The organism is Thermonema sp., from assembly GCF_026003375.1.
Taxonomy (GTDB): Bacteria; Bacteroidota; Bacteroidia; order Cytophagales; family Thermonemataceae; genus Thermonema; species Thermonema rossianum.
The window spans coordinates 163,240-188,412 of the sequence record NZ_BPHD01000001.1 but is presented as its reverse complement, the minus strand read 5'-3'; the positions used below and the strand labels follow the sequence as shown (position 1 = coordinate 188,412).

23 protein-coding genes and 1 CRISPR repeat array (1 of these 24 only partly in view) are annotated in these 25,173 nt (G+C 49.9%); of the genes, 14 read left to right on the top strand and 9 right to left on the bottom strand.

The annotated features are described in order from the left end of the window. Positions 1-101: 101 nt before the first annotated feature. Genes QVE43_RS00830 through QVE43_RS00815 form a run of 4 tightly spaced genes read left to right on the top strand, consistent with a single transcriptional unit; the run spans position 102 to position 3,335 of the window. Complete coding sequence (locus QVE43_RS00830) at positions 102-752, top strand: peptidoglycan-binding protein (RefSeq protein ID WP_288003838.1); 651 nt, start codon at positions 102-104, stop codon at positions 750-752. Next, the gene (locus tag QVE43_RS00825; RefSeq protein ID WP_288003837.1) at positions 745-1,647 is read left to right on the top strand and encodes a hypothetical protein; all 903 of its coding nucleotides are present in this window, start codon (positions 745-747) and stop codon (positions 1,645-1,647) included. Before QVE43_RS00830 ends, QVE43_RS00825 begins: the two co-directional genes overlap by 8 nt. Beyond that, complete coding sequence (locus QVE43_RS00820) at positions 1,622-2,083, top strand: Rab family GTPase (protein ID WP_288003835.1); 462 nt, start codon at positions 1,622-1,624, stop codon at positions 2,081-2,083. Before QVE43_RS00825 ends, QVE43_RS00820 begins: the two co-directional genes overlap by 26 nt. After that, positions 2,061-3,335, top strand: coding sequence for a PP2C family protein-serine/threonine phosphatase (locus QVE43_RS00815; RefSeq protein WP_288003834.1), 1,275 nt, complete (start codon positions 2,061-2,063; stop codon positions 3,333-3,335). Before QVE43_RS00820 ends, QVE43_RS00815 begins: the two co-directional genes overlap by 23 nt. Here QVE43_RS00815 and QVE43_RS00810 read toward each other — a convergent pair. The 3 genes from QVE43_RS00810 to QVE43_RS00800 form a co-directional block, all read right to left on the bottom strand. After that, positions 3,315-4,094, bottom strand: coding sequence for an alpha/beta fold hydrolase (locus QVE43_RS00810; RefSeq protein ID WP_288003832.1), 780 nt, complete (start codon positions 4,092-4,094; stop codon positions 3,315-3,317). The genes QVE43_RS00815 and QVE43_RS00810 overlap by 21 nt on opposite strands. A gap of 3 nt (positions 4,095-4,097) precedes the next feature. Continuing rightward, a complete protein-coding gene (gene thrS, locus QVE43_RS00805) occupies positions 4,098-6,056 on the bottom strand; it encodes a threonine--tRNA ligase (RefSeq protein ID WP_288003831.1) in 1,959 nt (652 codons plus the stop codon). A gap of 111 nt (positions 6,057-6,167) precedes the next feature. Beyond that, entirely contained in the window at positions 6,168-7,352 is a 1,185-nt protein-coding gene (locus tag QVE43_RS00800; RefSeq protein WP_288003829.1) for a lipopolysaccharide assembly protein LapB, read from the bottom strand. Between the two features lie 47 nt (positions 7,353-7,399). Between QVE43_RS00800 and QVE43_RS00795 the strand changes: the two genes are divergently transcribed. The 3 genes from QVE43_RS00795 (at position 7,400) to QVE43_RS00785 (ending at position 9,668) form a co-directional block, all read left to right on the top strand. Beyond that, entirely contained in the window at positions 7,400-8,611 is a 1,212-nt protein-coding gene (locus QVE43_RS00795; protein WP_288003827.1) for a CaiB/BaiF CoA-transferase family protein, read from the top strand. Then, on the top strand, positions 8,604-9,095 hold the full coding sequence (locus QVE43_RS00790; RefSeq protein WP_288003826.1) for an NUDIX domain-containing protein: 492 nt from the start codon (positions 8,604-8,606) through the stop codon (positions 9,093-9,095). Before QVE43_RS00795 ends, QVE43_RS00790 begins: the two co-directional genes overlap by 8 nt. A 99-nt stretch (positions 9,096-9,194) precedes the next feature. Then, positions 9,195-9,668 (top strand): MerC domain-containing protein, encoded by a 474-nt coding sequence (locus QVE43_RS00785; protein ID WP_288003824.1) that lies wholly within the window; start codon positions 9,195-9,197, stop codon positions 9,666-9,668. A gap of 731 nt (positions 9,669-10,399) precedes the next feature. Here the strand turns inward: QVE43_RS00785 and QVE43_RS00780 are convergent. The 3 genes from QVE43_RS00780 to QVE43_RS00770 all read right to left on the bottom strand — a co-directional run bounded on the left by QVE43_RS00780 (position 10,400) and on the right by QVE43_RS00770 (position 12,483). Further along, the gene (locus QVE43_RS00780) at positions 10,400-11,368 is read right to left on the bottom strand and encodes a D-2-hydroxyacid dehydrogenase (protein ID WP_288003822.1); all 969 of its coding nucleotides are present in this window, start codon (positions 11,366-11,368) and stop codon (positions 10,400-10,402) included. A 17-nt stretch (positions 11,369-11,385) separates the two neighbouring features. Further along, entirely contained in the window at positions 11,386-11,895 is a 510-nt protein-coding gene (purE, locus tag QVE43_RS00775) for a 5-(carboxyamino)imidazole ribonucleotide mutase (protein WP_288003820.1), read from the bottom strand. Positions 11,896-12,000: 105 nt separating this feature from the next. Next, the gene (locus tag QVE43_RS00770) at positions 12,001-12,483 is read right to left on the bottom strand and encodes a GNAT family N-acetyltransferase (protein WP_288003819.1); all 483 of its coding nucleotides are present in this window, start codon (positions 12,481-12,483) and stop codon (positions 12,001-12,003) included. 167 nt (positions 12,484-12,650) lie between these two features. Here QVE43_RS00770 and rsmI point away from each other — a divergent pair, with 167 nt between their 5' ends. The 5 genes from rsmI to QVE43_RS00745 all read left to right on the top strand — a co-directional run bounded on the left by rsmI (position 12,651) and on the right by QVE43_RS00745 (position 15,826). After that, positions 12,651-13,376, top strand: coding sequence for a 16S rRNA (cytidine(1402)-2'-O)-methyltransferase (gene rsmI, locus QVE43_RS00765; RefSeq protein ID WP_288003817.1), 726 nt, complete (start codon positions 12,651-12,653; stop codon positions 13,374-13,376). Between the two features lie 72 nt (positions 13,377-13,448). Next, entirely contained in the window at positions 13,449-14,078 is a 630-nt protein-coding gene (locus tag QVE43_RS00760; protein WP_288003815.1) for a CorA family divalent cation transporter, read from the top strand. Next, complete coding sequence (locus tag QVE43_RS00755) at positions 13,976-14,407, top strand: CorA family divalent cation transporter (protein ID WP_308445300.1); 432 nt, start codon at positions 13,976-13,978, stop codon at positions 14,405-14,407. Before QVE43_RS00760 ends, QVE43_RS00755 begins: the two co-directional genes overlap by 103 nt. A gap of 241 nt (positions 14,408-14,648) precedes the next feature. Next, on the top strand, positions 14,649-14,963 hold the full coding sequence (locus QVE43_RS00750; RefSeq protein WP_288003813.1) for a hypothetical protein: 315 nt from the start codon (positions 14,649-14,651) through the stop codon (positions 14,961-14,963). A gap of 38 nt (positions 14,964-15,001) precedes the next feature. Continuing rightward, a complete protein-coding gene (locus QVE43_RS00745; RefSeq protein ID WP_288003811.1) occupies positions 15,002-15,826 on the top strand; it encodes a hypothetical protein in 825 nt (274 codons plus the stop codon). Positions 15,827-15,985: 159 nt separating this feature from the next. On the opposite strand, the gene QVE43_RS00740 is transcribed toward QVE43_RS00745, so the two are convergent. The 3 genes from QVE43_RS00740 to dut form a co-directional block, all read right to left on the bottom strand. Further along, positions 15,986-17,794: an acyl-CoA dehydrogenase gene (locus QVE43_RS00740; RefSeq protein ID WP_288003809.1), complete on the bottom strand. Its 1,809-nt coding sequence runs from the start codon at positions 17,792-17,794 to the stop codon at positions 15,986-15,988. A 39-nt stretch (positions 17,795-17,833) separates the two neighbouring features. Beyond that, positions 17,834-18,487 carry an oxidoreductase gene (locus QVE43_RS00735; RefSeq protein ID WP_288003807.1) on the bottom strand — a complete coding sequence of 218 codons (654 nt, stop codon included), beginning with the start codon at positions 18,485-18,487 and terminating at the stop codon, positions 17,834-17,836. A gap of 101 nt (positions 18,488-18,588) precedes the next feature. Then, positions 18,589-19,026, bottom strand: a complete 438-nt coding sequence (dut, locus tag QVE43_RS00730) for a dUTP diphosphatase (RefSeq protein ID WP_288003805.1) — start codon at positions 19,024-19,026, stop codon at positions 18,589-18,591. A 149-nt stretch (positions 19,027-19,175) separates the two neighbouring features. On the opposite strand from dut, the gene QVE43_RS00725 reads away from it, so the two are divergent. Together QVE43_RS00725 and QVE43_RS00720 are read left to right on the top strand one after the other, a co-directional pair. Then, positions 19,176-23,111, top strand: a complete 3,936-nt coding sequence (locus QVE43_RS00725; protein WP_288003804.1) for a CHAT domain-containing protein — start codon at positions 19,176-19,178, stop codon at positions 23,109-23,111. A gap of 18 nt (positions 23,112-23,129) precedes the next feature. Continuing rightward, positions 23,130-24,551 (top strand): hypothetical protein, encoded by a 1,422-nt coding sequence (locus tag QVE43_RS00720; protein WP_288003802.1) that lies wholly within the window; start codon positions 23,130-23,132, stop codon positions 24,549-24,551. A 245-nt stretch (positions 24,552-24,796) separates the two neighbouring features. After that, positions 24,797-25,173: a CRISPR direct-repeat array (repeat unit 30 nt; unit sequence CTTTTAATCGCACCAATGTGGAATTGAAAT); it runs 5,476 nt beyond the window's last position.

The window sequence follows — 25,173 nt, the reverse complement described above, 5'->3', positions numbered from 1 at the left end:
TTATTCATTCAAAGAGCCGGACAATTCGTTTATCGAGTCGATGAGTCAATTCATCGACTTTTGTTATTATTGAGTAATCAATCACCTAATATTAAAGAAATATGAAGAAGGTTTTATTCCTATTAATTCTTATCATGTTGGGCACCATCGGATACAATCAATATCGACAACTTCGCAAATTCTCGCCTCCTAACCACTATGACTACGAGGCAAAGACCAAATCCATCGATGTCAATTATTATGACATGCAGGCTGTAGAGCGTTACTTTGAATTATGCTATGAAATAGGGCGATTTGCACGCCAAGCTTGGTATAACCACGGCATCGATGTGCGTTTTCCCGATGAAAGCAAGCCGCAGAGTGTACAAGCATCGCTCCACTACCGGCAACTGCTCAAAGAAGTCAAGCTACTGGAAGCACGCTTGATTCAATCCAAAGAACTAAAATCAAAAGGATTCGATAACCGCGCCATCCGTTATATAGAAGAAAACGGAATTGCCCCGCAACTTTACCATGCACATCGTTTGTTAAATGGAAAAACACTGCACCGTGGCGATGAAGGTGAGGCAGTTTGGTATATACAAAAACTGATTGCGAAACAATATAAGCCCATTCGCATCGATGGCATCTTCAGCCAAGAAACCGAGGACGCGGTCAAGGCACTACAAACCAAGTGGAATATGTACCCCTCGGGCATTGTGGATATGGACTTTGTGAATAAACTGCTACAAAACCACGACCGCAATGAATGAAGAACGCAAAGTAGATGTTTTCTTTAGCCTCTTTGAAGAAGTGATTGAGCGACAAAATGAGGCAGTCAAGCAAATGGTGTTTCAGGAACTCCGTTTGCTTAAAGAGAAGGAGCTGCCCAAGGTGTTGGAGCCCGTTGTTGACCAAAAAATAAAAAATATAGAACAGCGCTTGGCTGAGATGTCCGGCGCCAATGTGGCACAAGCCATCCGCCGGCAAATCAAAAACTCACAACACGAGATGGTGGACGCCCTCTACCCCATCATTGGCAAGCTGGTGCGCAAATACATACAAGTAGAGCTGGCGAAACTGTCCGAACAAATAGACAAACAGCTCAACGATACCTTCTCCTGGAGCAGCATCAAACGGGAGTTTTTATCTCTGTTTGGCATCAAGGAAAAAGATATATTATTGGCCAATGCCCAACGCCCGGTCATAGAAGAAGGCTTTATCATAGAACAAGATTCAGGCATACTGCTGGCACATTATACCCGCAACGACACCATCAATGAAGACATGATCGCCGGCATGCTCACAGCCATCAAAAGCTTTGTAAAAGATGCCTTTCATAAAGACAAAGGCGGCTTGAACGCCATTGAATATGGCGACACAACCATCATCATCAAAGATTCGGGCAGCTACTATTTGGCTGTGGTGGTATCGGGCACGGTAACCACGCAATACAAAGAACAAATGCTCGATTATCTGCTGGATTTCGAGCGAAGGCAGCTGAACCGCCCAAAAGAGGAAATCGATGACTTGCAGCTCAAAGAAGCCTTTATAGAACACTGCGAAAAATCGGACGACTACTTTTACAAGCTAAAAAACAAGTACCATGACATCGAAAAAAAACTACAGCAAAAAGGTCATTTTGATTGGAAATTTTGGCGTTGGTAAAACATCACTCGTACAACGCTACGTGCACTCGCGCTTTTCTGAACAATACCACACGACCCTGGGCGTAAAAGTGGACAGAAAAGTGGTAGAGTTCGATGACTGCATCTTGAATATGATGATATGGGACGTGGCCGGCGAAGTGCGCCAAGACAAGGTGCCTCCCTCCTATTACTTAGGCTCAAAGGGCGTCTTTTATGTTTTCGACATGACCCGCCCCTCTACCTATGAACACATAGAAGAAGACATTGCCTATGTAAAAAATATGCTTCCCGATGCGGTGTACATGCTGATTGGTAACAAAAAGGATCTGGTGGAGCAATCGCCTGTCCCGTGTGACTTTATGACCAGTGCCAAAACCGGGGAAAATGTAGAGGCTATGTTTCGCAGCATGGCACAAAAGTTATTAGAGCAAGATGGAAAGAAAATCAACATATAGTCTGTTGGAGCGCTTATTGAACCATAAAGACGGTAGCTATTACAGCAGTGGCATCTTGTTCAAGGCAGATGGCAGCATAGTAGAAGCCACCCCCGATCTGCAAGCAGCCTTGCGGGACAAGCACTCTATTTACGAGGCTGACCCGTTTATAGGCAGCCTGCAAAGTATTTTCGAACACATGGTACCCGAGGACGCCCCCGTCTTTTTCCCCCGTGTAGAGACCGCTCATTTCGGTAAGGAAAAAGGCGTCTATGATTACAGCTTCTACGCCAAACTAATTGACGGTCAACCCTATATACTCTGCACAATCAACGACACCTCTGACCAGAATTATTATTTGTTTAAAGTACAAAGCGAGAGAAATAAAGCCCTCATAGAAAAAGAGCTGCAGGAGCTGCAAAAAACGCGAAATCAACAGAAAGAGAATATCCGCAAAAAGATTGAAGAGATACAGCAGCAGAAAAATCTTGCAGAGGCAGAGAAGCGCAAAATCATAGAGAGCCTCAGTTATGCGCAGCGAATACAAGAAGCGCTCTTGCCTTCACAGGATGCCCTGCAGCAAATGCCTTTTCCTTTTTTTGTTTTCTGGCAGCCTTGCGACCTTATCAGCGGTGATTTTTACTACCTGCATTACAGCGAAGACTTCATTTACGTGATTTTGGGCGACTGCACCGGCCATGGTGTGCCCGGCGGCATTCTCACCAGCATAGGCATTATGGCACTGCGCCAAGCCCTGATTTTGCATCCCGACATTCCGCCGCATGAGCTTATCCGGCTCATTGATGAGAACATACATTCACTTTTCGACCACACCCAAAACAGCTCGCCCGACAAAGTGGTGCGCGACGGCATGGAGCTGGCAGTCTTGCGCATCCACCGCACCGAACAATATATTGAATATGCCGGTGCCGGCATCCCACTTTATTTGTTGCACGAAGGCAAGGTATCCGGTCATACCCCCCAACAAGCCGGCATCAACAACATCTTTAACAACGGAAAGGGATACAAAAGCGAGGTCATTCCCTATCAAAAAGGCGACGAAATCATTTTAAGCACCGACGGATATATAGACCAAATAGGCTTTGTATCCAACCGCAGGTTTAAACGAAGCCGCTTCATCAAGCTCGTTGAAAGGCTTGCCGGGAAGCCCTTCAACGAACACAAAGAGCATGTCAAAGAAGCCTTCTATCAATGGAAAGGCAACCAGGCACAAATCGATGATGTGCTGGTTTTAGGCATCCAACTCTTGTAAAAAACTTTTCAAGTGCTGCAGAAACTGCTCCGGCTGCTCGGCATGCAGCCAATGCCCTGCACCGGCTATATCGGCAATGCGTGCACGTGGAAAGTGCTGCTTAATCACAGGGATGTCCTCATCACGCACATAATCGGAGTTTAAGCCTCTGATGAAAAGCGCCGGCAAATCAGCCCTATAATTACCGGGCAAGCCCTCTACCACATTGGACAGCTGATTGGCTATAACTTTAAGGTTCATGCGCCAAGCATACCCTCCCTCTTCCGTACGATACAGGTTCTTCAAAAGGAACTGACGCACGCCCGTTTCCGGCACGTAGCGGCTCAGTATTTGGTCAGCTTCCCTGCGGCTTTTGATTGTCTCCACAGAAATAGCCAATAAGCCCTCTATGATGGTATCGTGATGAACCGGATAAGCGCGCGGCGCAATGTCGGCTACTACTATGGCACGTAGCAACTCCGGATAACGGCAAGCCAGCCACATGGTCACCTTGCCCCCCATGGAATGCCCCAGCACAATGGGGCGCTGCAGAGCGTGCTCTTCTATAAACGCCCGCACATCTTCGCTCATGGCTTCGTAGGTCCACTCTTCGCTGTGGGGTGAACGCCCGTGGTTGCGCAAGTCCGGCAGATAAATATGATAGTTACCTTCCTCTGCCAGGCGGCGTGCAATAGTCATCCAATTATCGCCGGAGCCAAACAGACCATGCAGAATCAAAAGGGGCGTGCCCGCCCCTACTTCTTGAAAATAAAGCTTCATGAGTTAGTCTGCGATTTTGGTTTCTTCCTTAAAGTGCTTGATAAAGTCTTCCAAGCTAAAGGTCCCCTTGTCGCCTTCACCGTGGCGGCGCACCGCTACATTCCCCTCCTCTGCTTCTTTTTCACCCACAATCAGCATGTAAGGGATTTTCTTCACTTCGGCATCGCGGATTTTGCGCCCTATTTTTTCGGCACGGTGGTCCACAAAGCCCCGGATATCTTCTTCCATCAGGCGGCTCATCACCTGATCGGCGTAGTCTGCATATTTGTCTGAAATAGGCAGCACAGCTACTTGCTCAGGTGCCAGCCAAAGCGGTAAGTTGCCGGCACAGTGCTCAAGCAATACAGCCACGAAGCGCTCCAGCGAGCCAAAGGGTGCCCGGTGAATCATCACGGGGCGGTAGCGTTGGTTATCGGCACCGATATACTCGAGCTCGAAGCGGGCAGGCAGCTGATAGTCCACCTGAATGGTTCCCAATTGCCACTTACGCCCCAGTGCATCGCTCACCATGAAATCGAGCTTGGGTCCATAGAAAGCAGCTTCGCCTTCCACAGTCACCGTATTGAGCCCTTTTTCTTGTGCCACCTCAATGATTTCGCGTTCGGCACGCTCCCAATCCTCGTCTTTGCCAAAGTATTTTTCTTTGTTGTTGGGGTCACGCAACGAAATTTGCGCGGTATATTCATCGAAGCCCAAGGCTTTGAACACATACAGCACGAGGTCAATCACTTTGGCGAATTCTTCTTTTACCTGATCGGGACGGCAAAATATGTGGGCGTCGTCTTGTGTGAAGCCACGCACGCGTGTCAAGCCGTGCAACTCGCCACTTTGCTCATAGCGATAGACTGTGCCAAACTCTGCCAAGCGCAAAGGCAGGTCACGATAAGAGCGCGGACGCGACTTGTAAATCTCGCAGTGGTGCGGGCAGTTCATGGGTTTGAGCAAATACTCCTCGTCTTCGGGGGTGCGAATTGGCTGGAAAGAGTCTTTGCCGTATTTCTCCCAGTGTCCCGAGGTTACATACAAGTCTTTCTTTCCGATGTGCGGGGTCACCACCTGTTGGTAGCCTGCTTTTACTTGTGCCCGCCGCAGGAAGTTCTCCAAGCGTTCGCGCAGCACCGCCCCCTTGGGCAGCCACAAGGGCAAGCCTGCCCCCACCTTGTCAGAGAAGGTAAAGAGCTCCAGCTCTTTGCCCAGCTTACGGTGGTCACGCTTTTTGGCTTCTTCGAGCTTATGCAAGTAATCTTTCAGTTCCGCCTCTTTCGGGAAAGTAATGCCATAGATGCGGGTAAGCTGCGGACGTTTTTCATCGCCACGCCAATAGGCACCGGCCACGTTGAGCAGCTTCACCGCTTTTATGAAGCCGGTATGTGGGATGTGCGGTCCCCGGCACAGGTCTATGAAGTTGCCCTGTTGATAGAAGGTAATTTCGCCATCGTTGAGTTCTTCAAGCAACTCCAGCTTATAAGGGTCGCCTTTTTTCTTGAAAAACTCAATGGCTTCCTGTTTGGACACTTCCTTGCGCACATAAGGATTTTTCTGACGTGCCAACTCCTTCATTTTAGCCTCAATCTTGGGCAGATCGTCTTCGGAAAGGCCACGTCCTTTCAGCGATTCCACTTCCGAGAGGTCCACGTCATAGTAAAAGCCTCCACGCTCGGAAGGAGGTCCTATGCCAAACTTCACGCCCGGATAAAGCGCTTCGAGCGCCTCAGCCAACAGGTGCGCCGAGGAATGCCAGAAAGCATATTTCCCTTCTTCGTCGTTCCAGGTAAGCAACCGTACTTGGGCATCTTTTTCGATGGGGCGTGTGGCATCCCATATCTCGCCATCGACCAAGGCAGCCAACACATTGCGGGCCAGCCCTTCGCTAATCGACCGGGCGATTTCCAAGCCGGTTACGCCTTTGGGGTATTCCCGCACACTCCCATCGGGCAGGGTGATTTTTATTTTTTCTTCCATTGCAGGATTTCCGTTTTCGTTTGTCTTTGGTTTGCAAAGCTAAAAATTTTATAAAAGAAGTCAGCAACAAAAGGAATACTACCCCTATCTGGGGAAATGGTAGCTTGTAGTTTAAGGAAGCGAATCTTTTTTCATGAGCGGCGTTCGAATGACCGGCTGCGGCACCTCCAAAGACGGCGGGGGCGGCACTGCCGGCATGGGCAACCCCTCGCTGCTTTCCGCTTCGCCGGCAGCAGAGTCTTGTGCAGGTGGCACCCAAGTACCGTCGCGCAGGCTGCGTGCATAGTATAAGTAGCTTTTCGCTTGCGTATCCGACGGATTCAATTCCGTTGCTTTTTCCAACCACTCCACCGCCTCCTCATACTTTTTCTCCTTGATGGCACAACGCCCCAGGTAAAAAGCTGTGCGTACAGGCAATTGGCCGTGGTCTGCCAGATAACGAAAATGCGCGCAAGCGTCTTCCCACGCATAGCGTAGAGCCAACTGCTCTGCTAACTGATAGCGTGCTGCCACGTGCAAGGGATTCAACTGCAAAGTTTTTTTATAGCACACCAAAGCACTATCTATCATGCCCTTACTAACCAAGCGTTGTGCATGATAGTACCAAATGGTATCGGAGCGGGGCACCCGGCGCAAAGCCACCTCCAGCAGGCTATCGGCCTGCGCTTTTTTATCCTGCATTTCCAATGCTTTTAACAAGGAATAATAAGGCGTTGCCTTGCGACTGTCATGTGCCAAGGCAGTACGCAATGCTTGCTCTGCTTCGGCAGGTGCTCCAAAGTGCACATACGCCTTTCCCAGAGCCAAGAAAACGGAAGCACTATAGGGCATGCGGCGACGTGCCTCCAAGAGCGCCTGCATGCAAGCGGCCGAATCACCTGCCACACGATAAGCCTCTCCCATATCCAGCCACAAAGCAGCATCGGCGTAGCCATGGCGGTGGGCATTTTCCAGCGCAAGGAGTGCTTCCCCTGCTTTTTTTTGTTGCAAGAGCAAATGACCACGCCAATACCATGCCCAAGCATAGGTAGAATCCAGGAGCAGTGCTTCTTCTACATAAGCAGCTGCTACAGGCACACGCCGGTTGTGCCATGCCCACTGTGCCAGCTTGGTATATACATAGGCAGAAGGCGCCTCTTCGGCTGCCTCTTCAAGTACTTCCTTCGCTTTTTCTCCTGTAACGGCTGCCTGTTCGGGCATCGGATAAATACGGTCATCACTTGCTTCATACCCACTGCAAGCCCCCAGGCTAAGGCAAGCAAACGATAAGACCGGCAAAAGGTAGCGCCACTTCATGAGTTTTTGTATTTTCAAGCAATGTTAAAGAAAAAATCCCATACGCCATGCCTCAAGCCCCTTTACAAGGAATACGCGTCATTGACTTAAGCCGTTTGTTGCCGGGCCCGTTGGCAACGCTCTTTTTGGCAGACCTGGGCGCCGAGGTCATCAAGGTAGAGCTGCCCCAACAACCCGACTACGTGCGCCATTACCCTCCTTTCTATACCACCGCCCAAGGCGACACTTTCTCTGCCAACTACCTCACACTCAACCACTCCAAAAAAAACATAGCCATCGACTACACGCGCCCCGAAGGACGTGAGCTGCTCGTAGAACTCATACGGACGGCCGACGTAGTGGTAGAACAGTTTCGTCCCGGCTATCTCGCACAATACGGTTTGGACTACAATACCCTCGCCGCCATGCATCCGGGATTGGTGTATGTCTCCATCTCCGGATTCGGGCAGCATGGTCCCTATGCCTCACGCGCGGGACACGACCTCAATTACATTGCTTATGCCGGCATTCTGGGCTTGCATACGCATCAAGGCAAGCCCCTGTTGCCCCCCATACAGATAGCCGACATAGCCGGGGGCAGCTATATGGCTGTCATGGGCACCCTGGCCGCTCTTTTGGCGCGGCATCGCAGCGGCAAAGGCGAGCACGTGGACGTATCTATGACCCAAGGCGCCCTTCCTATGCTGCACCTGCTGATGGCAGAGTATTGGGCAAATGGACAAGTACCCGAGCCCGAAAACATGCCGCTTTCGGGCGGTCTCATCAATTACGAGGTGTATCGTTGCAAAGACAGAAAATGGATTGCTTTTGCAGCTCTTGAACCCAAGTTCTGGATGCGCTTTTGCGAAGCCGTCGGCAAACCCGAATTGATGGGCTTAGGTCTGGAGCAAAACACTTCGCCCGAAAAGAAGGCAGCATGCAAAGCCCGGCTGGCTGCCCTGTTCGAAAGCAAAGAGCGGGACGAATGGTTGCGGCTCGATGCCGAACACGAGCTGCTCATCAGCCCGGTGTACCAACTCGATGAGCTGGAAAAAGACCCGCACCTGCAAGCCCGGCAAGCATTCGTGGAAATCCCTCACCCGGTATTGGGCAGCTACCGCAGCATTGCCCTGCCCATTGGCTTCAAAAATCATGTGCCGGCAGCCCCCACACCGGCACCCGCACTGGGCGCACACACCCGTGAGCTGCTGCACGCTTTGGGCATAGATGCCGCTAAAATAGAAGTATTACAAGAAAAAAAGGTGATTCGCTGTGTCTGAACTATCACAAGAAGTAGTAGATACTTTCGGCAACCGTCTGCGCGTGCGCTGTTGCGGATTGCTGTTTCATGATAACCGGCTGTTGCTCATACGCCATCGCATGGGCGAAGGGCGCTATTTATGGACACCGCCCGGCGGTGGCATGCTTTTCGGCGAAGCGGCAGGCGACTGCCTCAAACGGGAATTTGAAGAGGAATGTGGCTTGGCTGTCACCCCGCGGCGTTTCCTTTTTGTGCACGAGCTGCTGCTTCCGCCTTTGCATGGCATCGAGTTGTTTTTTGAAGTAACACCCGCACAAGCGCTTCCCCAAACCTTACAGCCGGGGCACGACCCGGAAGTAAGCACGCCCATCATAGATCAACTGGCTTTTTTCGATGACATGCAGCTCAGCCGGCTGCCTCATGAGCAGAGGCACCCCCTGCTGCGGCGCTTTTCCCTTCAACAAATCCCTGATCTACAAGGATATTTCATCACTTCCAACTGAAAGACTTGGGGCATTCTGCTTATTTTTGCAACTTTGTTGCAAAAATAATGGTTATTTAACCGTCGCGAACGGCATACTCAATACTTAACTGTCATCTTCATGCCTGTCTCTTCTTCTTCTACCTCCGGCACTCGTTGGGCTGACCGCTTGGGCATGCTCAATGCCCTGATTTGCCTGGTACACTGCCTGGCATTACCCCTGCTGGCCACCATAGGCAGCTTCAGCCATTTGCTGCTTGAAAGCATATGGCTGGACCTGGTTTTTATTGCCATCAGTTATTTTGCCGTGTGGCGTGTAGCCCGGAAGTCGCCGGCTTACACCCCTACCATACGCCGGCTCTGGTTATGGGCAAGTATTTTTGCCATAAGCCTGCTCATAGGGCACTCCGGATATCCTTTCTTCGAATACTTTTCTTATTTCGCCTCGGTGATGCTGGCATGGACGCACTTCAAGCGTTATCGTGAAACGGGCTGTTCAAACGATGGCGCCCCCATCGCCAAAATTGATTATCGTACTTCCGGGCAAAAGGCAGCACATGATGCTTTTCGCGAAAAGGAACAAGTTCTTTCATAGTATTGAAGCCTGCTGCCGATACCAAACAACTGGCATTTTCCAACAACAAACGCAAAGGGCGACTCCCCGCATAGTGCCAAGCACTCCCCAATGCAGGACAGGGACGGGGCGCCACGTAATACCAGCGCAGATGGGGCGCCCGTTGCCCGGCATAGGCAGCCAGACACTGCCACTCGTGATGGTTCCCTGTATGCAATACCACCCCATAAGGCTGCTCCGGCAAAGAGCAATCGCCTTCCGGCAAAGGGAAGTTTAAAGCCAGGGGTTGCCTTTCTACCTTCCAAGCGTCAAAGGTGGCTTTTTGTAACGGATGGCATTCCTCCAATAAATAAACCCCCTCCAAAGCAGGGGGCTTGCACGCGCAATGCCCCACGTAGCGCTCCCATTGCACATAACGGCTCACCAGCACCTTCGGCAGGTGCTCTATAAAAGGAAGCACCCGTAAAAGTTCGCCTTGTACCCCCCAAGGGAATACATCTATCCACAAGGTGCGGCAGGCAGTCAGCTGCAGCAGCTCCCGGAAATAACGGGCATAAGCATCTGCATCGTATGCCAAAGAAGGCGGCATATACACCACCTCTACATTAGCGGGGGGCACATACCCAAAGCGGTGATGGTTCGTTACCAAATAGACTCTGGCAACAGAGAATAAATGCTGTTCGATAATACGCAATGAACGATGCACATGCCCCCAGCCACCGCCTACCGCATAGTAAAGAATGCTATCATTTTCAGGCGTTGACCACATTTTTCGGCTTCCCTTCTATGAACGAACGCAGGTTGTCTGCCACTATAGCCAGCAAACGGCTGCGCGACTCGTGGCTACTCCATGCGTTGTGTGGTGTCACAATACAGTTGGGCAGCGTAAGCAGGGGATGACCGGGCGGCGGGGGCTCTTGTGCCAATACGTCCAATGCAGCTGCTTTGATACGGTTGTTGCTTAAGGCTTCGAACAAAGCCGCCTCATCAATAAGAGCTCCCCGGGCTGTATTGACCAGCACGGCCGTGGGCTTCATCAAAGACAAACGATGAGCATTGACCAGCTTTGTCGTTTCAGGTGTCAGGGGGCAATGCAGGCTCACTACATCACTGGTGGCAAAGAGCTCGTCCAAGGATACCCACCGTGCCCCTTTGCGTTGCACCTCCGCCTTGTCGGGATGGTATGCCACCACCCACATACCCAAAGCCCGTGCCATGCGCGCCACCTGATAACCAATATTGCCCAACCCTACAACCCCCAACTGTTTGCCTGCCAACTCCACGATGGGACGTTTCCAATAGCACCAACTGCTGCTCCACTCACCGTAATGTGTGCTTTCATGATGCAAAGGGATCTCGTTGCAAGCGGCCAGCATCAAAGCCAGTGTATGCTGCGCTACCGACATGGTGCCATAACCCGAAGCATTGGTTACTATGATGCCACGCTCGCGTGCGCACGCTATGTCCACATTGTTATAGCCACTGGCCAATAAACCTATGTATTTCAATTTGGGCAGCTGTTCAATGATTGAGCGGTCCAGCACCACCTTGTTGACCAGCAACACATCGGCAGCCGATGCCCGGGCAAGCACCTCTTCGGGGGCAGTATGCTCATACAAAGTCAAGTGCCCCAAAGCATGCAGTTCGGACCAGTCCAAATCGCCCACATCCAGCGGGCGGCTGTCCAACACCACAATTTCAAGTGTTTCTTCCTTTTTCATATTCACACACTCAAACCCTATACATCTCTTTCTTCATCCAAGTCCTGTTGCTGCCGGTATATCTTCTCCTTCAGCGCTTCTTTGAACTGTTCCAGCCGGCCGGCAAGTGTGTCATCGGAAGTAGCCAATATTTGAGCTGCCAAAATGCCGGCATTGCGCGCGCCGTCGAGTGCCACTGTAGCTACCGGCACACCTGCGGGCATCTGCAGGATAGACAAGACCGAATCCCAACCGTCTATGGAATTGCGCGATTTCACGGGCACGCCTATAACCGGCAAGGTGGTAAGCGAAGCCACCATACCGGGCAAGTGTGCGGCACCGCCTGCCCCGGCTATAATCACCCGTATGCCACGTGCCCGTGCCTGACGGGCATAATCAAACATGCGCTCGGGCGTGCGGTGTGCCGATACAATTTGCACTTCGTATGGCACTTGCATATCGTCCAAAAAGGCGGCTGCTTCTTTCATCACAGGCCAATCGGACTTGCTGCCCATGATAATCCCTACTTTTGGTGAAATATCTTTCATAAAATGAAACGGTTAACGATTGTAAAACTTTTGTTTTTGTCAATGGCACACTAAATCTGTTTGGTACTTCAAACCCTTTCAAACAAAGCAAGTGAGCCCCTTACTTTAAAGTCCTTTCAGATATTCCTCCACTTGCCCGGGTGTCATGCGGCAATTGATCCATTCGGCATCAAAAGTTACCGGCATGCGTTTGTAAAAGCGAATGGCCGGCTCGTTCCATTCCAGCACTTGCCAGGCTATCCGCCCCACACCTGCGGCCTGAGCCAAGCGCAAAGCCTCATCGAACAAACGTTTGCCAATTCCCTGTCCGCGTGCCGACTCTTTCACCACAATATCTTCTACATAGAACACGCGCCCTTTCCAGGTAGAATAAGGGAAACAGTACAACAAAATACCCACTACTTCTCCTTCTTGTTCTGCCACCAGGCAGCCGAAATAACCATTTGCGAAATCGTGTTTGAGCTGTTCCGGTGAATTGGTATGTTCATGCGCCGCCTTTTCATAGGCTGCCAGCTCGGCAATGAGTGCGTGCACGGCCGGCATGTCGTCGAGCACCGCTGCCCGTATTGTACAAGCATTTGATTCCATAAGCAAAAAGTTTTGGTTTCAAATCTACATATTTCAACAGGCTAACAAAAACCCCTTCCCTGCCTTTTTGCCTGAAAGAAGGGAAGTGCCCCTTTTCTTTACGCTGCTTTTCATCTAAGAAAGTCCTACCTTTGCAAAAATGATTGAAGACTTTAAGTAAACATAGTATGAGCAAGCATGAACCTACCGTCGCTCACCTCACCTTGGTACCCACCCCCATTGGCAACCTGCAGGATATGACCTTCCGGGCTGTCGATGTGCTCAGAAGTGTAGATACCATCCTTGCCGAAGACACACGCAATGCCCAAAAGCTACTCCGGCACTTCGACATACAACGCCCTCTGCAGAGCTACCATGCCCACAACGAGCACACCCAAGTCAATAAGTTGATTGCCCGCATGCAGCAGGGCGAACGCATGGCGCTTATATCCGACGCCGGCACACCGGCTATTTCAGACCCCGGCTTTTTGTTGGTGCGTGCTTGTGTGCAAGCGGGGCTGCAAGTAGAATGCCTGCCCGGCCCTACGGCCTTCGTCCCTGCCTTGGTGCAGTCAGGTCTTCCTTGCGACCGCTTCGTTTTCGAAGGCTTCCTGCCTCATAAGAAAGGGCGCCAAAGCCGCTTGCAAGAGTTGGCCGGCGAAACGCGCACCATCGTGCTCTACGAGTCGCCCCACCGCCTGCTCAAAACCCTGCAGCAGCTCAAAGAGCATTTCGGGGGTGAACGCCCCATAGCGGTCGTGCGCGAAATAAGCAAGCTGTTTGCAGAAACCATACGCGGCACCATCGATTCCGTCCTTGCTCATTATGCAAAAGGCGGCACCATCAAGGGCGAGTTTGTTTTGGTTATAGGGGGGCTTGAAAAAGAAAAGAACAAACAGGCCGCCATGTTATGATTACAATAAATTTCGTATTAACTTGCCGATGCCTTTGTTGCGCATGGTAGAACCTCTAAAACAAGCGGGGGTATGATTCGCGTTTTTTACCTCAATGAAGTACAAGAAATCAAATGGGTGAAACTGAACAATCCGGAAAATGAAATACAGGATTTTCAAAACGTCATTTGGATTGACCTGCAATCACCCAGCGAGCAGGAAAAGCGCATCGTAGAAGAGCTCTACGGCATAGAGTTTTTCACCCCACAAGAAGCCGCCGAAATCGAGAGCAGCTCGCGTTACTACGAAGACCAGCGTGTGATTGAAGCCAACAATACCTTTGTTGTGTATGAAAACAAATTCTATGTGGCGCGACAGGTGTCTTTTATCTTGAAAAGCGGCATTCTGTTTACTCTGCGCAACAACGATCTCAAAGCCTTTGCCGACGTGGTGCGCCGGCTCAAGGGGCTGCCGGCCGGATACATCACCCGCGGCACCCAAATATGGATGATGATTCTTGAAACACGTATCGACCTGGATGCCGACTTCATCGAATATCTCAGCCGGGTAACCAACATATCAGTAAGAAAATCATTCGTGACAAGGAATATCAGGAAGAAATTCTGCTCAAGCTCACCGAACTGCAAGAAAACACTATCCTCATCCGCGAAAGTATCATTGACAAGCAGCGGGTCGTGTCTTCTTTGCTCAAAAGTCTTATGATTCCCGACGAAGAAAAAGAGCGCTTGCGTATCGTGATTAAAGACATCAACTCACTGCTCCAGCATGCCGATTTTAGCTTTCAGCGTCTCGAATATCTGCAGAACACCTTCCTCGGTTTGGTCAACATAGAGCAGAACCATGTGATTAAGATATTCACTGTGGTAACGGTTGTCTTCCTGCCACCCACCTTGATTGCCAGTATTTACGGCATGAACTTTGACTACATGCCCGAGCTCAAATGGACCTACGGCTACCCCTTCTCTTTAGCACTCATGATTTTTTCTTCTGTTCTGTTCCTGTGGTATTTCAAGCGAAAGAAATGGCTATAAGCAAAGAATAAGCTAAAAACAAAGAAAAAAACAGTTTACAATTGGATGGGGCACCGATTTTGCTTATCTTATTTAAAACATAAGCAAAACGGTTTCTTGCCATGAAAACTCTTTTTCTTTCCCTTATCTTGTCGTTGGGCTTTTCTTTGGTACAAGCCCAAAACAACAATGCGGGCAGCAGCCGAGCCGAAACGCTGGCACAAAAGCTGTGTGACTGCATTACCCCAATTACTTCCAAGACATGCACCCTGCCATCCAGGCTTACTTGGATGACCTTACCGAACTGGGCGAAGCAGAAGCCGTGCGCCGTTTCAGTGAAAAAATACAAAAGCTGTCTGCCGAAGAGCAAGAAAGAGTGCAACAAGATGCGCAGCGTATGCAAGATGTAGGCAACGACCCGGCTTTCACCCGCTGTGCACAGTTGGTACAAAACGCCATTATGAATGATGAAGAAGCACTTGCATTTCAAAATTACATTATGAAAGCTCCGGCCTGTGCCCTCATGCGCACCTTCATGCTACTGGGACAAACTGCCGAAGAAGCCCAAGACGAATAATCTTTTAATCTTTTATAACCCTAACTTTTTCAAAAGGCATGAAAACGATTCCTTATTCCGTATCCATAGCAATTCTGCTTATGGCGTGGTTGTGGCAACCGCTGCAAGCCCAAAATATTGTTGCCCTGACCGATGAAGCCTGCGACTGTGTGGACAGCCAAGTAAAGCAATACCACCGTCTCATTGTTCAGTATATGTATGACTATGTGGATTTGGGGGAAGAGACTGCCACACGCAATCTAAAATCCCGCTATGCCGGCCTAAGTGCCGAAGAGCAGGAAAAAGTGCAAGCCGACATCAATACCTTGGATGGTAAAATAGGCAACATAGTCAGTGGCTGTTTAAGTAAAATCAAAAGCTTGGACCTCACCGAAGAGCAAACGGATGAATTGAAAGAGGAGCTGGCTGCCAATAAGCATTGCTACCCCTTGCTTTATTATATCGCTACCAATTCTGCCAATAAAGAAGAAGACACGCCGCCTGCCATCGATCCCAACCAAGAAGCCGGTGCCCTTGCCGAAGATATTTGCGACTGCGCCTATCAAAAAATAAATGCCCTGCATCCCATCGTGCAAGAGTTCCTTATCGAACTGATTGACTTGGAAGATAGCGACCATATTGTGGCCAATTACAACCGTCGCTACGAAGAACTCAGCCAAAAAGAACAACAGCAGGCATCCAATGACCTTGCCTACATAAAAAGTGCCGCGTTTAAAGACTATATTTATGGCTGTTTAAGCGTGGTAAGCCAGTTGGATGAAACCGCATACGATGCTCTTCTAAATGCCGTAAAAACAGAGCCTTACTGCAAGAAGATGCGCGGTGCCATCACAGTCATCAATATTGCACAAAACGACGATTAAGCCTTCCGGCAATCCTCACAAAAGCCGTGATGCAACTTTTGTGAGATGCCAAAAACAGGTATATCAGGCCGCACTCTACAAGCAGGCAAGAAACAGCAAGCGCCCTTGTCCAAACGACAAGGGCGCTTGTCATACATTACAAGAGGCGTAAACGGCCGCTTATATGATTACCTCTTTTTCTTCGGGAAGTGTCAGGAAGACTTCATCGGTAAGGCGCGTAGCCAGCCATTTGGTTTTGGGCAGTTCATAGTGGAAGAAGAAACGCATGGTATGCACCTTGCTTTCATAGAAGCGCTGCTCCTCTTCACCCAAGCCACCACTTACCAATTTTTGCTTGGCCACTACGGCCATCTTCAACCACAGCCAAGCCACCACAACCAAGCTTGCCATTTCCATAAACAACACGGCATCGGCCATGTAGCGCTCCACATCCCCGCTCATGGCGTAGCCCATCAGCTTTTGCAGCACTTGCTGCAGGCGTCCCATCTCTTTTTGCAAAAGCTCGGCATAGTGCTTCAAATCATCAAAGGTCATTGCCTGCTGCAAGGTTTGCGTGATTTCTTCGGTCAGCAGCATGGCAGCCTTTCCGTTTTTAGCCACGATTTTACGCCCCAGCAGGTCCAAAGACTGAATGCCGGTCGTGCCCTCATAAATGGTCGTAATACGTATGTCACGGTACATCTGCTCGAGCGGGAAGTCAGTAGTGTATCCGTACCCGCCCAATACCTGCACACCGGCACTTACCGACTGAATGCCATACTCCGAAGGATAGGTCTTCACGATGGGCGTCAGCAGGTCAAGCAGCAGCTGGTAACGCTCGCGCTCTTCGCCTTCGGTCACCTCTATCATATCGGCATAAAATGCCGCCTGCGCCGCCAGCATCAACGCGCCTTCACTTACAGCCTTTTGGAAGAGCAGCATGCGGCGCACGTCGGGATGGTTGATGATCAAGGTTTGGGGCGAAGTCTTTTGATTCTTTTCACTTAAGCGCCGTCCTTGCGGCCGCTCGTTGGCATACTTCAGCGATGCATGATAAGCCATAGACGCAATAGCCGCCGACATAATGCCCACCCCGATACGCGCTTCATTCATCATCTGGAACATGTATTTCAGGCCGTGGTGGGGCTCACCTACCAACCAGCCGTAGCAGTTGTCTTTATCGCCGGCCACGAAATGCACCGCCGGTGTACACTTCTGCCCCATCTTATGGTAAATGCCTGCAGTCACCACATCGTTATCGACCAACTGACCATTTTCAAGACGATACTTGGGCACAATAAACAAAGAGATACCTTTGGTGCCGGCCGGTGCCCCATCGATGCGTGCCAACATCAAATGCACCACATTTTCTGCCCCTTCGTAGTCTCCTGCCGAGATAAAAATTTTCTGCCCCTTGATTTTATACACACCTTCTTGGCCGGTAGACGTTGCCGAGCTTGTAATATCAGACAAAGAGCTGCCGGCCTGCGGCTCGGTCAAAGCCATGGTGCCCTGCCACTCGCCCGAAAGCATCTTGGGCAAATAAATGTCTTTCAGCTCCTGTTTGGCAAAATTCTTAATCAAACGGGCGGCACCGGTGGTCAATCCCACAAACATGGTAGCCCCGTTGTTGGCTGCCCCCTGCACATAATTCATGGCCATTTGCAAGAGTTGCGGCAGCTGCTGCCCGCCGTCTTCATAGGAAAAGGTGGCTCCAATCATGCCGGCTTCCCCCATGGCTTTCACATATTCCAATATGGCCGGATGCACCGTCACTTTGCCATCCACAAAATCCGACTCCTGCTTGTCCATCTCGCGGTAATTCGGATACAACAGGCGATCGGCTATCTGCTTGGCTGCCTCTATGACCATGTCAAACGAAGTGCGGTCGTGGTCTTTGTAATGCTCGTATTGCGTGAGTTGCTCTGCATTCAGAACATCGTATAAAACGAATTGCAGGCTTTTGAGATCTACATATTTTTCTTCCATGTCATTGAAATGTTTAATGATTGGTCGAAAGTTAGTACATCAGGAAGATAATTTCAATATTTGGTCGTTTTCAATAATAAATTTTCCCTTTTGGGCATTTTGCGCACAATGATACATAGCCCACGCTACCCGTTCGGCTTCTACGGGGCGGTACCGAAGCGGAATCAAAGGGCGAAAAAAAGACGACAGACGCGCGCTCAGCTGTTCTGCCGGGCGCGACTCATGGCGCTCGCCCAGCAGCAAAGAAGGGCGAAATATATAGAGACTGTCAAAGCCGATTTGTGCAAGCGCTTCTTCTACTTCCCCTTTCACCCGGTTGTAAAAGAAAACAGACTGTTTGTCTGCCCCCATGGCCGTCACCACAAAGAAACGCCGGCACCCCCGTTCATAAGCCCAGCGGGCAAAAGCAAGCACGTAGTCATAATCTACTTTACGAAAAGCGGTCTTTGAGCCGGCTTTTTTTATGGTGGTGCCCAGGCAACAAAAAGCTTCGTCCAAGGGGGCTTCGAGCGGTAGCGATTCGATTTGCTCCCAATCTACAATCAAAGGCGTGACGCCCCCGGGCAAAGTCACTTCGCGCCGCACCACCCCCCACACTTTGTCATAAGCATCGCTTTTGCCCAAGCGGTGGCAAAGATAAGTACCTATTAAGCCGGTAGCGCCGGCCACGGCTGCCTGTTTCTGCTTTGTCATGTGAAAATGATTTTGCGTTTTTCAATAAATAAAAAACCATGAAAACAGGCAAAAGATTGCCGGCAAGCTCTTTTTTTACGGAAACATTGCCAAGGCGGCGCTTACTTGATGCCGGTACTTCCGAAGCCACCTTCCCCCCTTTCGGTAAGCTCCAGCGCCTCCACCGGCTGCCATTCTACTTGTTCGTAGCGGGCAACCACCAACTGCGCCAAGCGCTCACCGTCTTCTATGGTATAAGGCTCATTGGACAGGTTCACGATGCCCAATTTGATTTCGCCGGTATAGTCCGAATCGAGCGTACCCACACAGTTGATAAGCGTAATGCCTTTTTTAATGGACAGCCCGCTGCGGGGACGTATCTGTCCTTCATAGCCGGCGGGCAACTGAATATACAAGCCGGTGGGAATGAGGGCACGCTCCAGTGGTTGCAAGGTAACGGGGGCGTCCAGGTTGGCGCGCAAGTCCATGCCGGCCGAACCTGCCGTAGCGTACGACGGCAATGCGTGTTTCGATTTGTTGACAATCTTTACTTTCAACATTCCTTTTTTTCGACAAAGCTAACGAAAACAAAGCAGCTTCACTAACTAAAGGAGAAAGGCATAAAAAGAGAAAGGTTTTTTCTTGTCAGCAGCTAAAGTAGCCTTCTCTTTTTGTATCTTCAGAAAAGAATGTAATTACACTCCCTATAATGAAACCTGCTCTCTTCTTTTTTATCCTGTGGCTGTGTGGCGCCACGCTCCCCTTCACAGCCCAAGCTCAAACATGGCAGGAAGCCTTCCAACAAGGATGGACACTTTACCAAGCGGAACGCTACCAAGAAGCAGTCCCTTTCTTGGAAAAAAGTTTACAATTGCTCGAAAAGGAAGCATCGCCCGATGCCACTGACTTGGCAGTTCTTACTTACCTCTTAGCCTCCGGTTATGAAAAAACGCAGCAAACCGGAAAGGCATTGCTCACTTACCAAAAAGCAAAAGAGCGGCTTTATCCCTTGCGGCATATGAGTGAAGACCTGCGCGGCATTTACCTGAACTGTTGCAGCAATATGGCTCTGCTGCTTATAGAAAAAGAGCCGGCAAGCTGTATTGCTCTCTGGCAAGAAGCTATTGACTTACTCAAAGAGACAAGCCCTCAAAGTCCTCAAGTTGCCGATTGGATGCACGCTCAAGGCATTGTTTATTACAATACCTTGAACAAGATTGCCGAAGCACGGCGCTGCTGGCAAGGGGCACTCGATGTTTATGGGCAACAGCTGCCGGCATACGCCTCCCCTTATGCCGACATCTTGTTGCTAATGGGGCAATCGTACGTGCAAACGGCAGAAGTTAAGCAAGCCCAAAGGTACTACGAACAGCTATACAAGACACTCCGGCTGCACATGACCCAGCAGGCCAATTACACGGAATACCTGAAAGAGATTTACACATTCTATAGAGACTATCTCTCTGATTATGCAGGTGCTCACAGTATAGCAGCCGAAGGGCTGCAGGCAGCTCAAAAGCTGCAAGGCAGCACTTCGGCCATGTATGCCGACTGGCTCACTCGCCGTGGTGTTTTGTTTTATCTGCAAGGGCAATACAAGCGTGCCGAAGCTGACTTGCGGCAATCCGTGAGCATATTGCAAGAGACGGAAGATGCCCTCCATCTTTACAGCGAAGCCATAGAAATGCTGGCACTGGTATTTGATGAACAAGGGCGCTTTGAAGAAGCCGAAGCGCTTTATCTAAAAAGTCTGGAAGCCGTAAGCCGCAGTCAAGGCAAGATGTCTTACTCTTACGCCCTTTCGTTGGGCAATACCGGCAAACATTATTTGCAACGGTATAAGTTGGTTCAATCCGAACGGTATTTAAAAGAATCAGCCCGTTTGTTTTCTCAGTTGGTCAACCTGTCTGACAGTAAATACAGAAGTGTTAAAAGTAATTTGGCAATTTTATACACTTGGAAAGGGGATTACCCGGCAGCCATCACGCTTTTGCAGGAAGTCATTGCGCACACCGACACTTCACAAGTAGAATATGCCTTTTACTTAAACCGCCTCACGGAAGCCGAATACGCACAAGGTAATCTGCAGGCGGCACTTGCACATGTTCAAGAAGCCCTACAACGGTTCCAAGTACATGATTTACCCTTATCGCATAGCGAATACTTTGCTGCCCGGTTGCTGCTGGCAGCCTGCTTGGGCAGCTTAGGGCATATACGACAAGCCGAAGCCATTTATCTCGAGCTGTTGCAACAAACAGAGCATAATACGGGCAAGCAGACACGCACATACTGGATGCTGCTCAATTACGTGGGCTTATTGTATTTCCACGAAGCGCAATTGAGCCGGGCAGAACACTACTTCATACAAGCTGTGCAAGCCGCAGAGGCCATATTTGGCAAGGAAAGCCTTGCCTATGCCCAAAGTGTGAATAATGTAGGCATGGTGCATGCGCAAAGAGGGAATTTGGCTGTAGCCGTTGAAAAGATTCGAAAAGCCCTCGCCATCTATCAAAGACAGGCAGGGATGCAACACCCCGAATACCTCACCCTGCTCAATAACTTAGGCTTGATTTACTCGAATGCGGATTTGCTTGAAGATGCCCAACAAGTGTTCATGCAAGCCCTGCGGCTGTCGGAAGAAGGCTTGGGCAAACAACATGCACTGACAAACCTGATTGCCGGCAACCTGGCACTCACCTATATGCGCCGGGGCATGTACGGCCCTGCCGAAGCGGTGTATAAAAGCTACCCTTTTGAGCAGCAGCAAGACCCCACACGCCTTAGTAAATACTACAATAACCTTTCGATGTTGTACGAGCAAAAGCAACAGCCCGATAGCGCCGTGGTTTTTGTTCGCCGGGCTGCCGGTGTCATCTCGGAGCGTTTAAGCAAATACACACAAGATTATGTATTATATCGAAACAATGAAGGGGCTTACTTATTTAAATTGCAGCAGTACGAAGCTGCTTTCCACGTATGGGCAGAAGCCGACCACATTCAACAACAAATTATAACCCATAATTTCATTGGGCTTTCTCAAAAAGAGAAAGAATATTATGTGCAAGCCCCCCGGATACAAGTAGAGCTCACTTATTCGCTTTTACTGCACCGGCCGCAACCACAAGTCATCGCCCGGCTCTTTGAGCAAAACACTTTTTGGAAATCATTACTCTTCTTTTCCAACACCCGCCTGCGTACGCTCGTTCAGCAAAGCCAAAACGCACAACTACGCCAAGCCTATGAGCGTCATCGCGAGCTGAGCCGTGCCCTCAACCAAGCCTATCAGATGAGTGAGCAACAAAGGAAAGCGGATAATACCGATTTAAAAACCTTGCAAAAGCAAACCGAAGAAAGCGAAAAAGCATTGAGCTCACTGGCGAAGCAGGCAGGCATACACACAGACCTCACCCCGCAAGCCGTCAGCTGGCAGCAAATTCAACAATCTTTAAAACCGGGCGAGGCCTACATCGACTTGGTGCGCTTCCGCTACTCTTTGTTGGAGGACAGCCTGTATTATGCGGCATTCATCATTACCCCCACTACCCGGCGTGCCCCTCAATTGATACTACTGCCCGGCAAAGAAGTAGAACGGCGCTACCTACCCTACTATCGCAACAGCATACGCCTCAAGCAAAAAGACAGACGGTCTTACCGGGGCATGATGCAAGCTTTCTTCGAGGCACTGCCCGAGGGTACCCACACCGTTTATTTTTCTGCCGACGGCGTGTATCATCTGGTCAACCCGGCCACTTTTTACCTGCCCGGTGAAGAGCGTTATCTTTCCGATAAATACAGACTTTACCCCGTAAGCAATGCGCAAAGCTTTATCAAACGAAACAAGCGCACCGACATGCAGGGCAAGGGCATCTATCTGTTTGGATACCCGGCTTATCAGCTTTCCGAAGACCCATCAAAACAAAACCCGGCGGCTACGCCCCTCACAGACAGCCTGTGGCACTCACAACGCTTTTTCAACACCGAAACCATGAGCGTCAGTCCGCTGCCCGGTACCCTCGAAGAAGTAAATTTTATTCATCAGTTACTTAACACACAAAATATTTTCTCCCGGCGATACACAGGAAGCGCAGCTTCGGAAAAGCAGCTCAAGCAAATCAAACAGCCTTTTATTCTACACATAGCCACACACGGTTTTTTCCTGCCCGTAGAGCAAATGCAGGCATTCCGCTTTATGCAGTGGGGCGATGCACCCGGGCAATCAATCACACAAAACCCGCTCTACCGTACAGGTTTGTTACTGGCAGGCGCCGAAAACACTTTGCGTGGCGACACCGGCGGCGAAGCAGAGAACGGTATCTTGTTTGCTGCCGAGGTGCAAGAGTTGCCCCTGCTCGGTTGCCAGCTGGTGGTCCTTTCTGCCTGCGAAACCGGCTTGGGCGAACTGCAAAACGGCGAAGGCGTCTATGGTCTGCAGCGGGCTTTTATGGAAGCCGGTGCCGAAGCCGTCATCATGAGTCTGTGGCGCGTCGATGACCAAGCCACCCAAAAGCTGATGCAATTGTTTTATTCTTTCTATATTCGGGAAAAGCAAGACAAAGCCGGTGCATTCCGGCGTGCCATACAGACGCTAAAAAAAGACTACCCCCACCCTTATTATTGGGGCGCCTTTGTGCTGATAGAAAACTAAAAAATGAGTCGTTGAACAATGGAAGCATTAAAAGACAAAGTAAAGACCTTGGAGAAGGTCATTGAAAAAAACAAACACCTGAGCCTCACCGATGCGGCCGCACAAAGCGGGCTGCCCCTCGACGATGCGCGCGAAGCCATGCAGGTACTCATGGAGCGTTATCATTGCCGCCTGCGCGTTACCCAAGGGGGCGACCTGATTTATGACTTCGGCAACAGCTTGCGCCGCCGCGATGAAAAAACATGGCAGGAGCGCCGGGACGAAATCAAAGCCGCCCTTTGGAAAGGATTTCAAGTGTTTTTCAAGGCTTGGATTGCCATTACCCTGGTGGTTTATTTTGTTTTTTTTGTGGTTCTGTTAATTACCGGCTTGCTGGCACTCTCATCTGCCAACCGCGATGACAAAGACCGCGGTCCGGACCTGTCCGGCGTCTTTTATATGATTGCCCGCCTCTTTCAAGAAATATGGATATGGAACACCCTGACCAGTACCACGGTCTATCGCCAGGACCCCTACGGCTTTCCATACAAAGAATACCAACCACGCACAGCCAAGATTGGCAAAACCAAAAAGAAGAGTTTCATTGCTTCGGTCTATGATTTTGTGTTTGGTCCGCCGCGCCCCAAAGAAGACCCACTCAACAACCCCAAAGAATTGGCTGCCTTTGCACGTCAAAATAAGGGAATAGTGGTGATACCCGAGGTAAAGGCACTGGCCGGCTGGAATGAAGACCAAGCCAATGATTTCTTGACTGAATGCCTGGTGCGCTACGACGGTCAAGCCCGCATTTCTGAAAATGGTGTGCTCTATGGCGACTTTGAAGAACTCACGCGCAGCGTATCGAAAGAAGGCGACCACCCCATCGTATGGTATTGGAACGAATACGAAGCCCCCTATTTGATGACCGGCAACAGCACCTGGCGCAATGTGGGCATCACTGCCATGAATTCGTTCAATCTGCTCTTTGCCGCCTTCTTTGCCTTTGCTTACAAGCCCGCCCCGGCAAGCAGTGGCTTTTGGGCACACGCCGACATCATTCTGGGCTGGGTGCCTTTTCTGTTCTCGGTGATATTCTTTGCCGTCCCCATCTTCCGTTCGTTCTGGGTAAGGCGCAAAGAAAAAGAGCGCCTGCGCAACAACGTGCGCAAGCTGGTCATGAAAAACATATTCACCAATATCAGCAGCGGCAACGACACTTTACCCGAAACACAGTTGCTCCATGACCCCAAAAACAGCATCAAGGTGCCACAGGCTACAGCCCGCGAGGTAATGAAAGAGCTGGTCATCGACTGGCATGGAGAAGCTGTGCCACAAAACGACGGCAGCCTGCTTTACCGTTTTGAACAGCCGGCTTTTGAGCTGAAAGAAGCCGCACGCCTGCGTGCCCTGCGCGGCGACAGCTTCGATGGCGGGGATACCTACATAGAACTAAATAATTGATTACCAATATATTCAACAAAAAAAGATCGTCAACCACCACCTTCCGGCAAGAAAAAGGTACAAATTCGCGACTACTTTTCTGAAAAAACAAAACACAAACAACTGATTATCAATAAACTAACAAAAGTCGTCGAAACCCGGGCAAAACTACACTACTCCCGATCGACGACTTTTTTCTTTTTCTTATCGAAAAAAAAGCCCCTTCCACTTGCCAATTTCCCCAATTTATTTTAGATTTCCCACGGCTTTTAATCGCACCAATGTGGAATTGAAATTGATACAGTTATGCGTAATGTAGAACAGTCTTTTAATCGCACCAATGTGGAATTGAAATTATCAAGCGTGCTAATGCAAGCTCGTCTTTTAATCGCACCAATGTGGAATTGAAATCTTAAATGACCTGTACAATCTTCAGGTACTTTTAATCGCACCAATGTGGAATTGAAATATTGTAGCAGCAAGTTGACGTAATTATAATGACTTTTAATCGCACCAATGTGGAATTGAAATATTGTCAAGCCGATTATGACTGCACCAAGTCTTTTAATCGCACCAATGTGGAATTGAAATTGAATAGCCGTACTCCTTGTCTGCAAGTGCTTTTAATCGCACCAATGTGGAA

What these genes read in the sequence shown, in the direction of transcription:
- QVE43_RS00810 (WP_288003832.1), bottom strand. Translation starts at nt 4,094, where the DNA reads ATGAAGCTTTATTTTCAAGAAGTAGGGGCGGGCACGCCCCTTTTGATT.
- QVE43_RS00780 (WP_288003822.1), bottom strand. Translation starts at nt 11,368, where the DNA reads ATGAAAAAGGAAGAAACACTTGAAATTGTGGTGTTGGACAGCCGCCCG.
- purE (WP_288003820.1), bottom strand. Translation starts at nt 11,895, where the DNA reads ATGAAAGATATTTCACCAAAAGTAGGGATTATCATGGGCAGCAAGTCC.
- QVE43_RS00800 (WP_288003829.1), bottom strand. Translation starts at nt 7,352, where the DNA reads ATGAAGTGGCGCTACCTTTTGCCGGTCTTATCGTTTGCTTGCCTTAGC.
- QVE43_RS00725 (WP_288003804.1), top strand. Translation starts at nt 19,176, where the DNA reads ATGAAACCTGCTCTCTTCTTTTTTATCCTGTGGCTGTGTGGCGCCACG.
- QVE43_RS00770 (WP_288003819.1), bottom strand. Translation starts at nt 12,483, where the DNA reads ATGGAATCAAATGCTTGTACAATACGGGCAGCGGTGCTCGACGACATG.
- QVE43_RS00815 (WP_288003834.1), top strand. Translation starts at nt 2,061, where the DNA reads ATGGAAAGAAAATCAACATATAGTCTGTTGGAGCGCTTATTGAACCAT.
- QVE43_RS00745 (WP_288003811.1), top strand. Translation starts at nt 15,002, where the DNA reads ATGAAAACGATTCCTTATTCCGTATCCATAGCAATTCTGCTTATGGCG.
- QVE43_RS00760 (WP_288003815.1), top strand. Translation starts at nt 13,449, where the DNA reads ATGATTCGCGTTTTTTACCTCAATGAAGTACAAGAAATCAAATGGGTG.
- rsmI (WP_288003817.1), top strand. Translation starts at nt 12,651, where the DNA reads ATGAGCAAGCATGAACCTACCGTCGCTCACCTCACCTTGGTACCCACC.
- QVE43_RS00785 (WP_288003824.1), top strand. Translation starts at nt 9,195, where the DNA reads ATGCCTGTCTCTTCTTCTTCTACCTCCGGCACTCGTTGGGCTGACCGC.
- QVE43_RS00830 (WP_288003838.1), top strand. Translation starts at nt 102, where the DNA reads ATGAAGAAGGTTTTATTCCTATTAATTCTTATCATGTTGGGCACCATC.
- QVE43_RS00825 (WP_288003837.1), top strand. Translation starts at nt 745, where the DNA reads ATGAATGAAGAACGCAAAGTAGATGTTTTCTTTAGCCTCTTTGAAGAA.
- QVE43_RS00720 (WP_288003802.1), top strand. Translation starts at nt 23,130, where the DNA reads ATGGAAGCATTAAAAGACAAAGTAAAGACCTTGGAGAAGGTCATTGAA.
- dut (WP_288003805.1), bottom strand. Translation starts at nt 19,026, where the DNA reads ATGTTGAAAGTAAAGATTGTCAACAAATCGAAACACGCATTGCCGTCG.
- QVE43_RS00740 (WP_288003809.1), bottom strand. Translation starts at nt 17,794, where the DNA reads ATGGAAGAAAAATATGTAGATCTCAAAAGCCTGCAATTCGTTTTATAC.
- thrS (WP_288003831.1), bottom strand. Translation starts at nt 6,056, where the DNA reads ATGGAAGAAAAAATAAAAATCACCCTGCCCGATGGGAGTGTGCGGGAA.
- QVE43_RS00750 (WP_288003813.1), top strand. Translation starts at nt 14,649, where the DNA reads ATGCACCCTGCCATCCAGGCTTACTTGGATGACCTTACCGAACTGGGC.
- QVE43_RS00735 (WP_288003807.1), bottom strand. Translation starts at nt 18,487, where the DNA reads ATGACAAAGCAGAAACAGGCAGCCGTGGCCGGCGCTACCGGCTTAATA.
- QVE43_RS00795 (WP_288003827.1), top strand. Translation starts at nt 7,400, where the DNA reads ATGCCTCAAGCCCCTTTACAAGGAATACGCGTCATTGACTTAAGCCGT.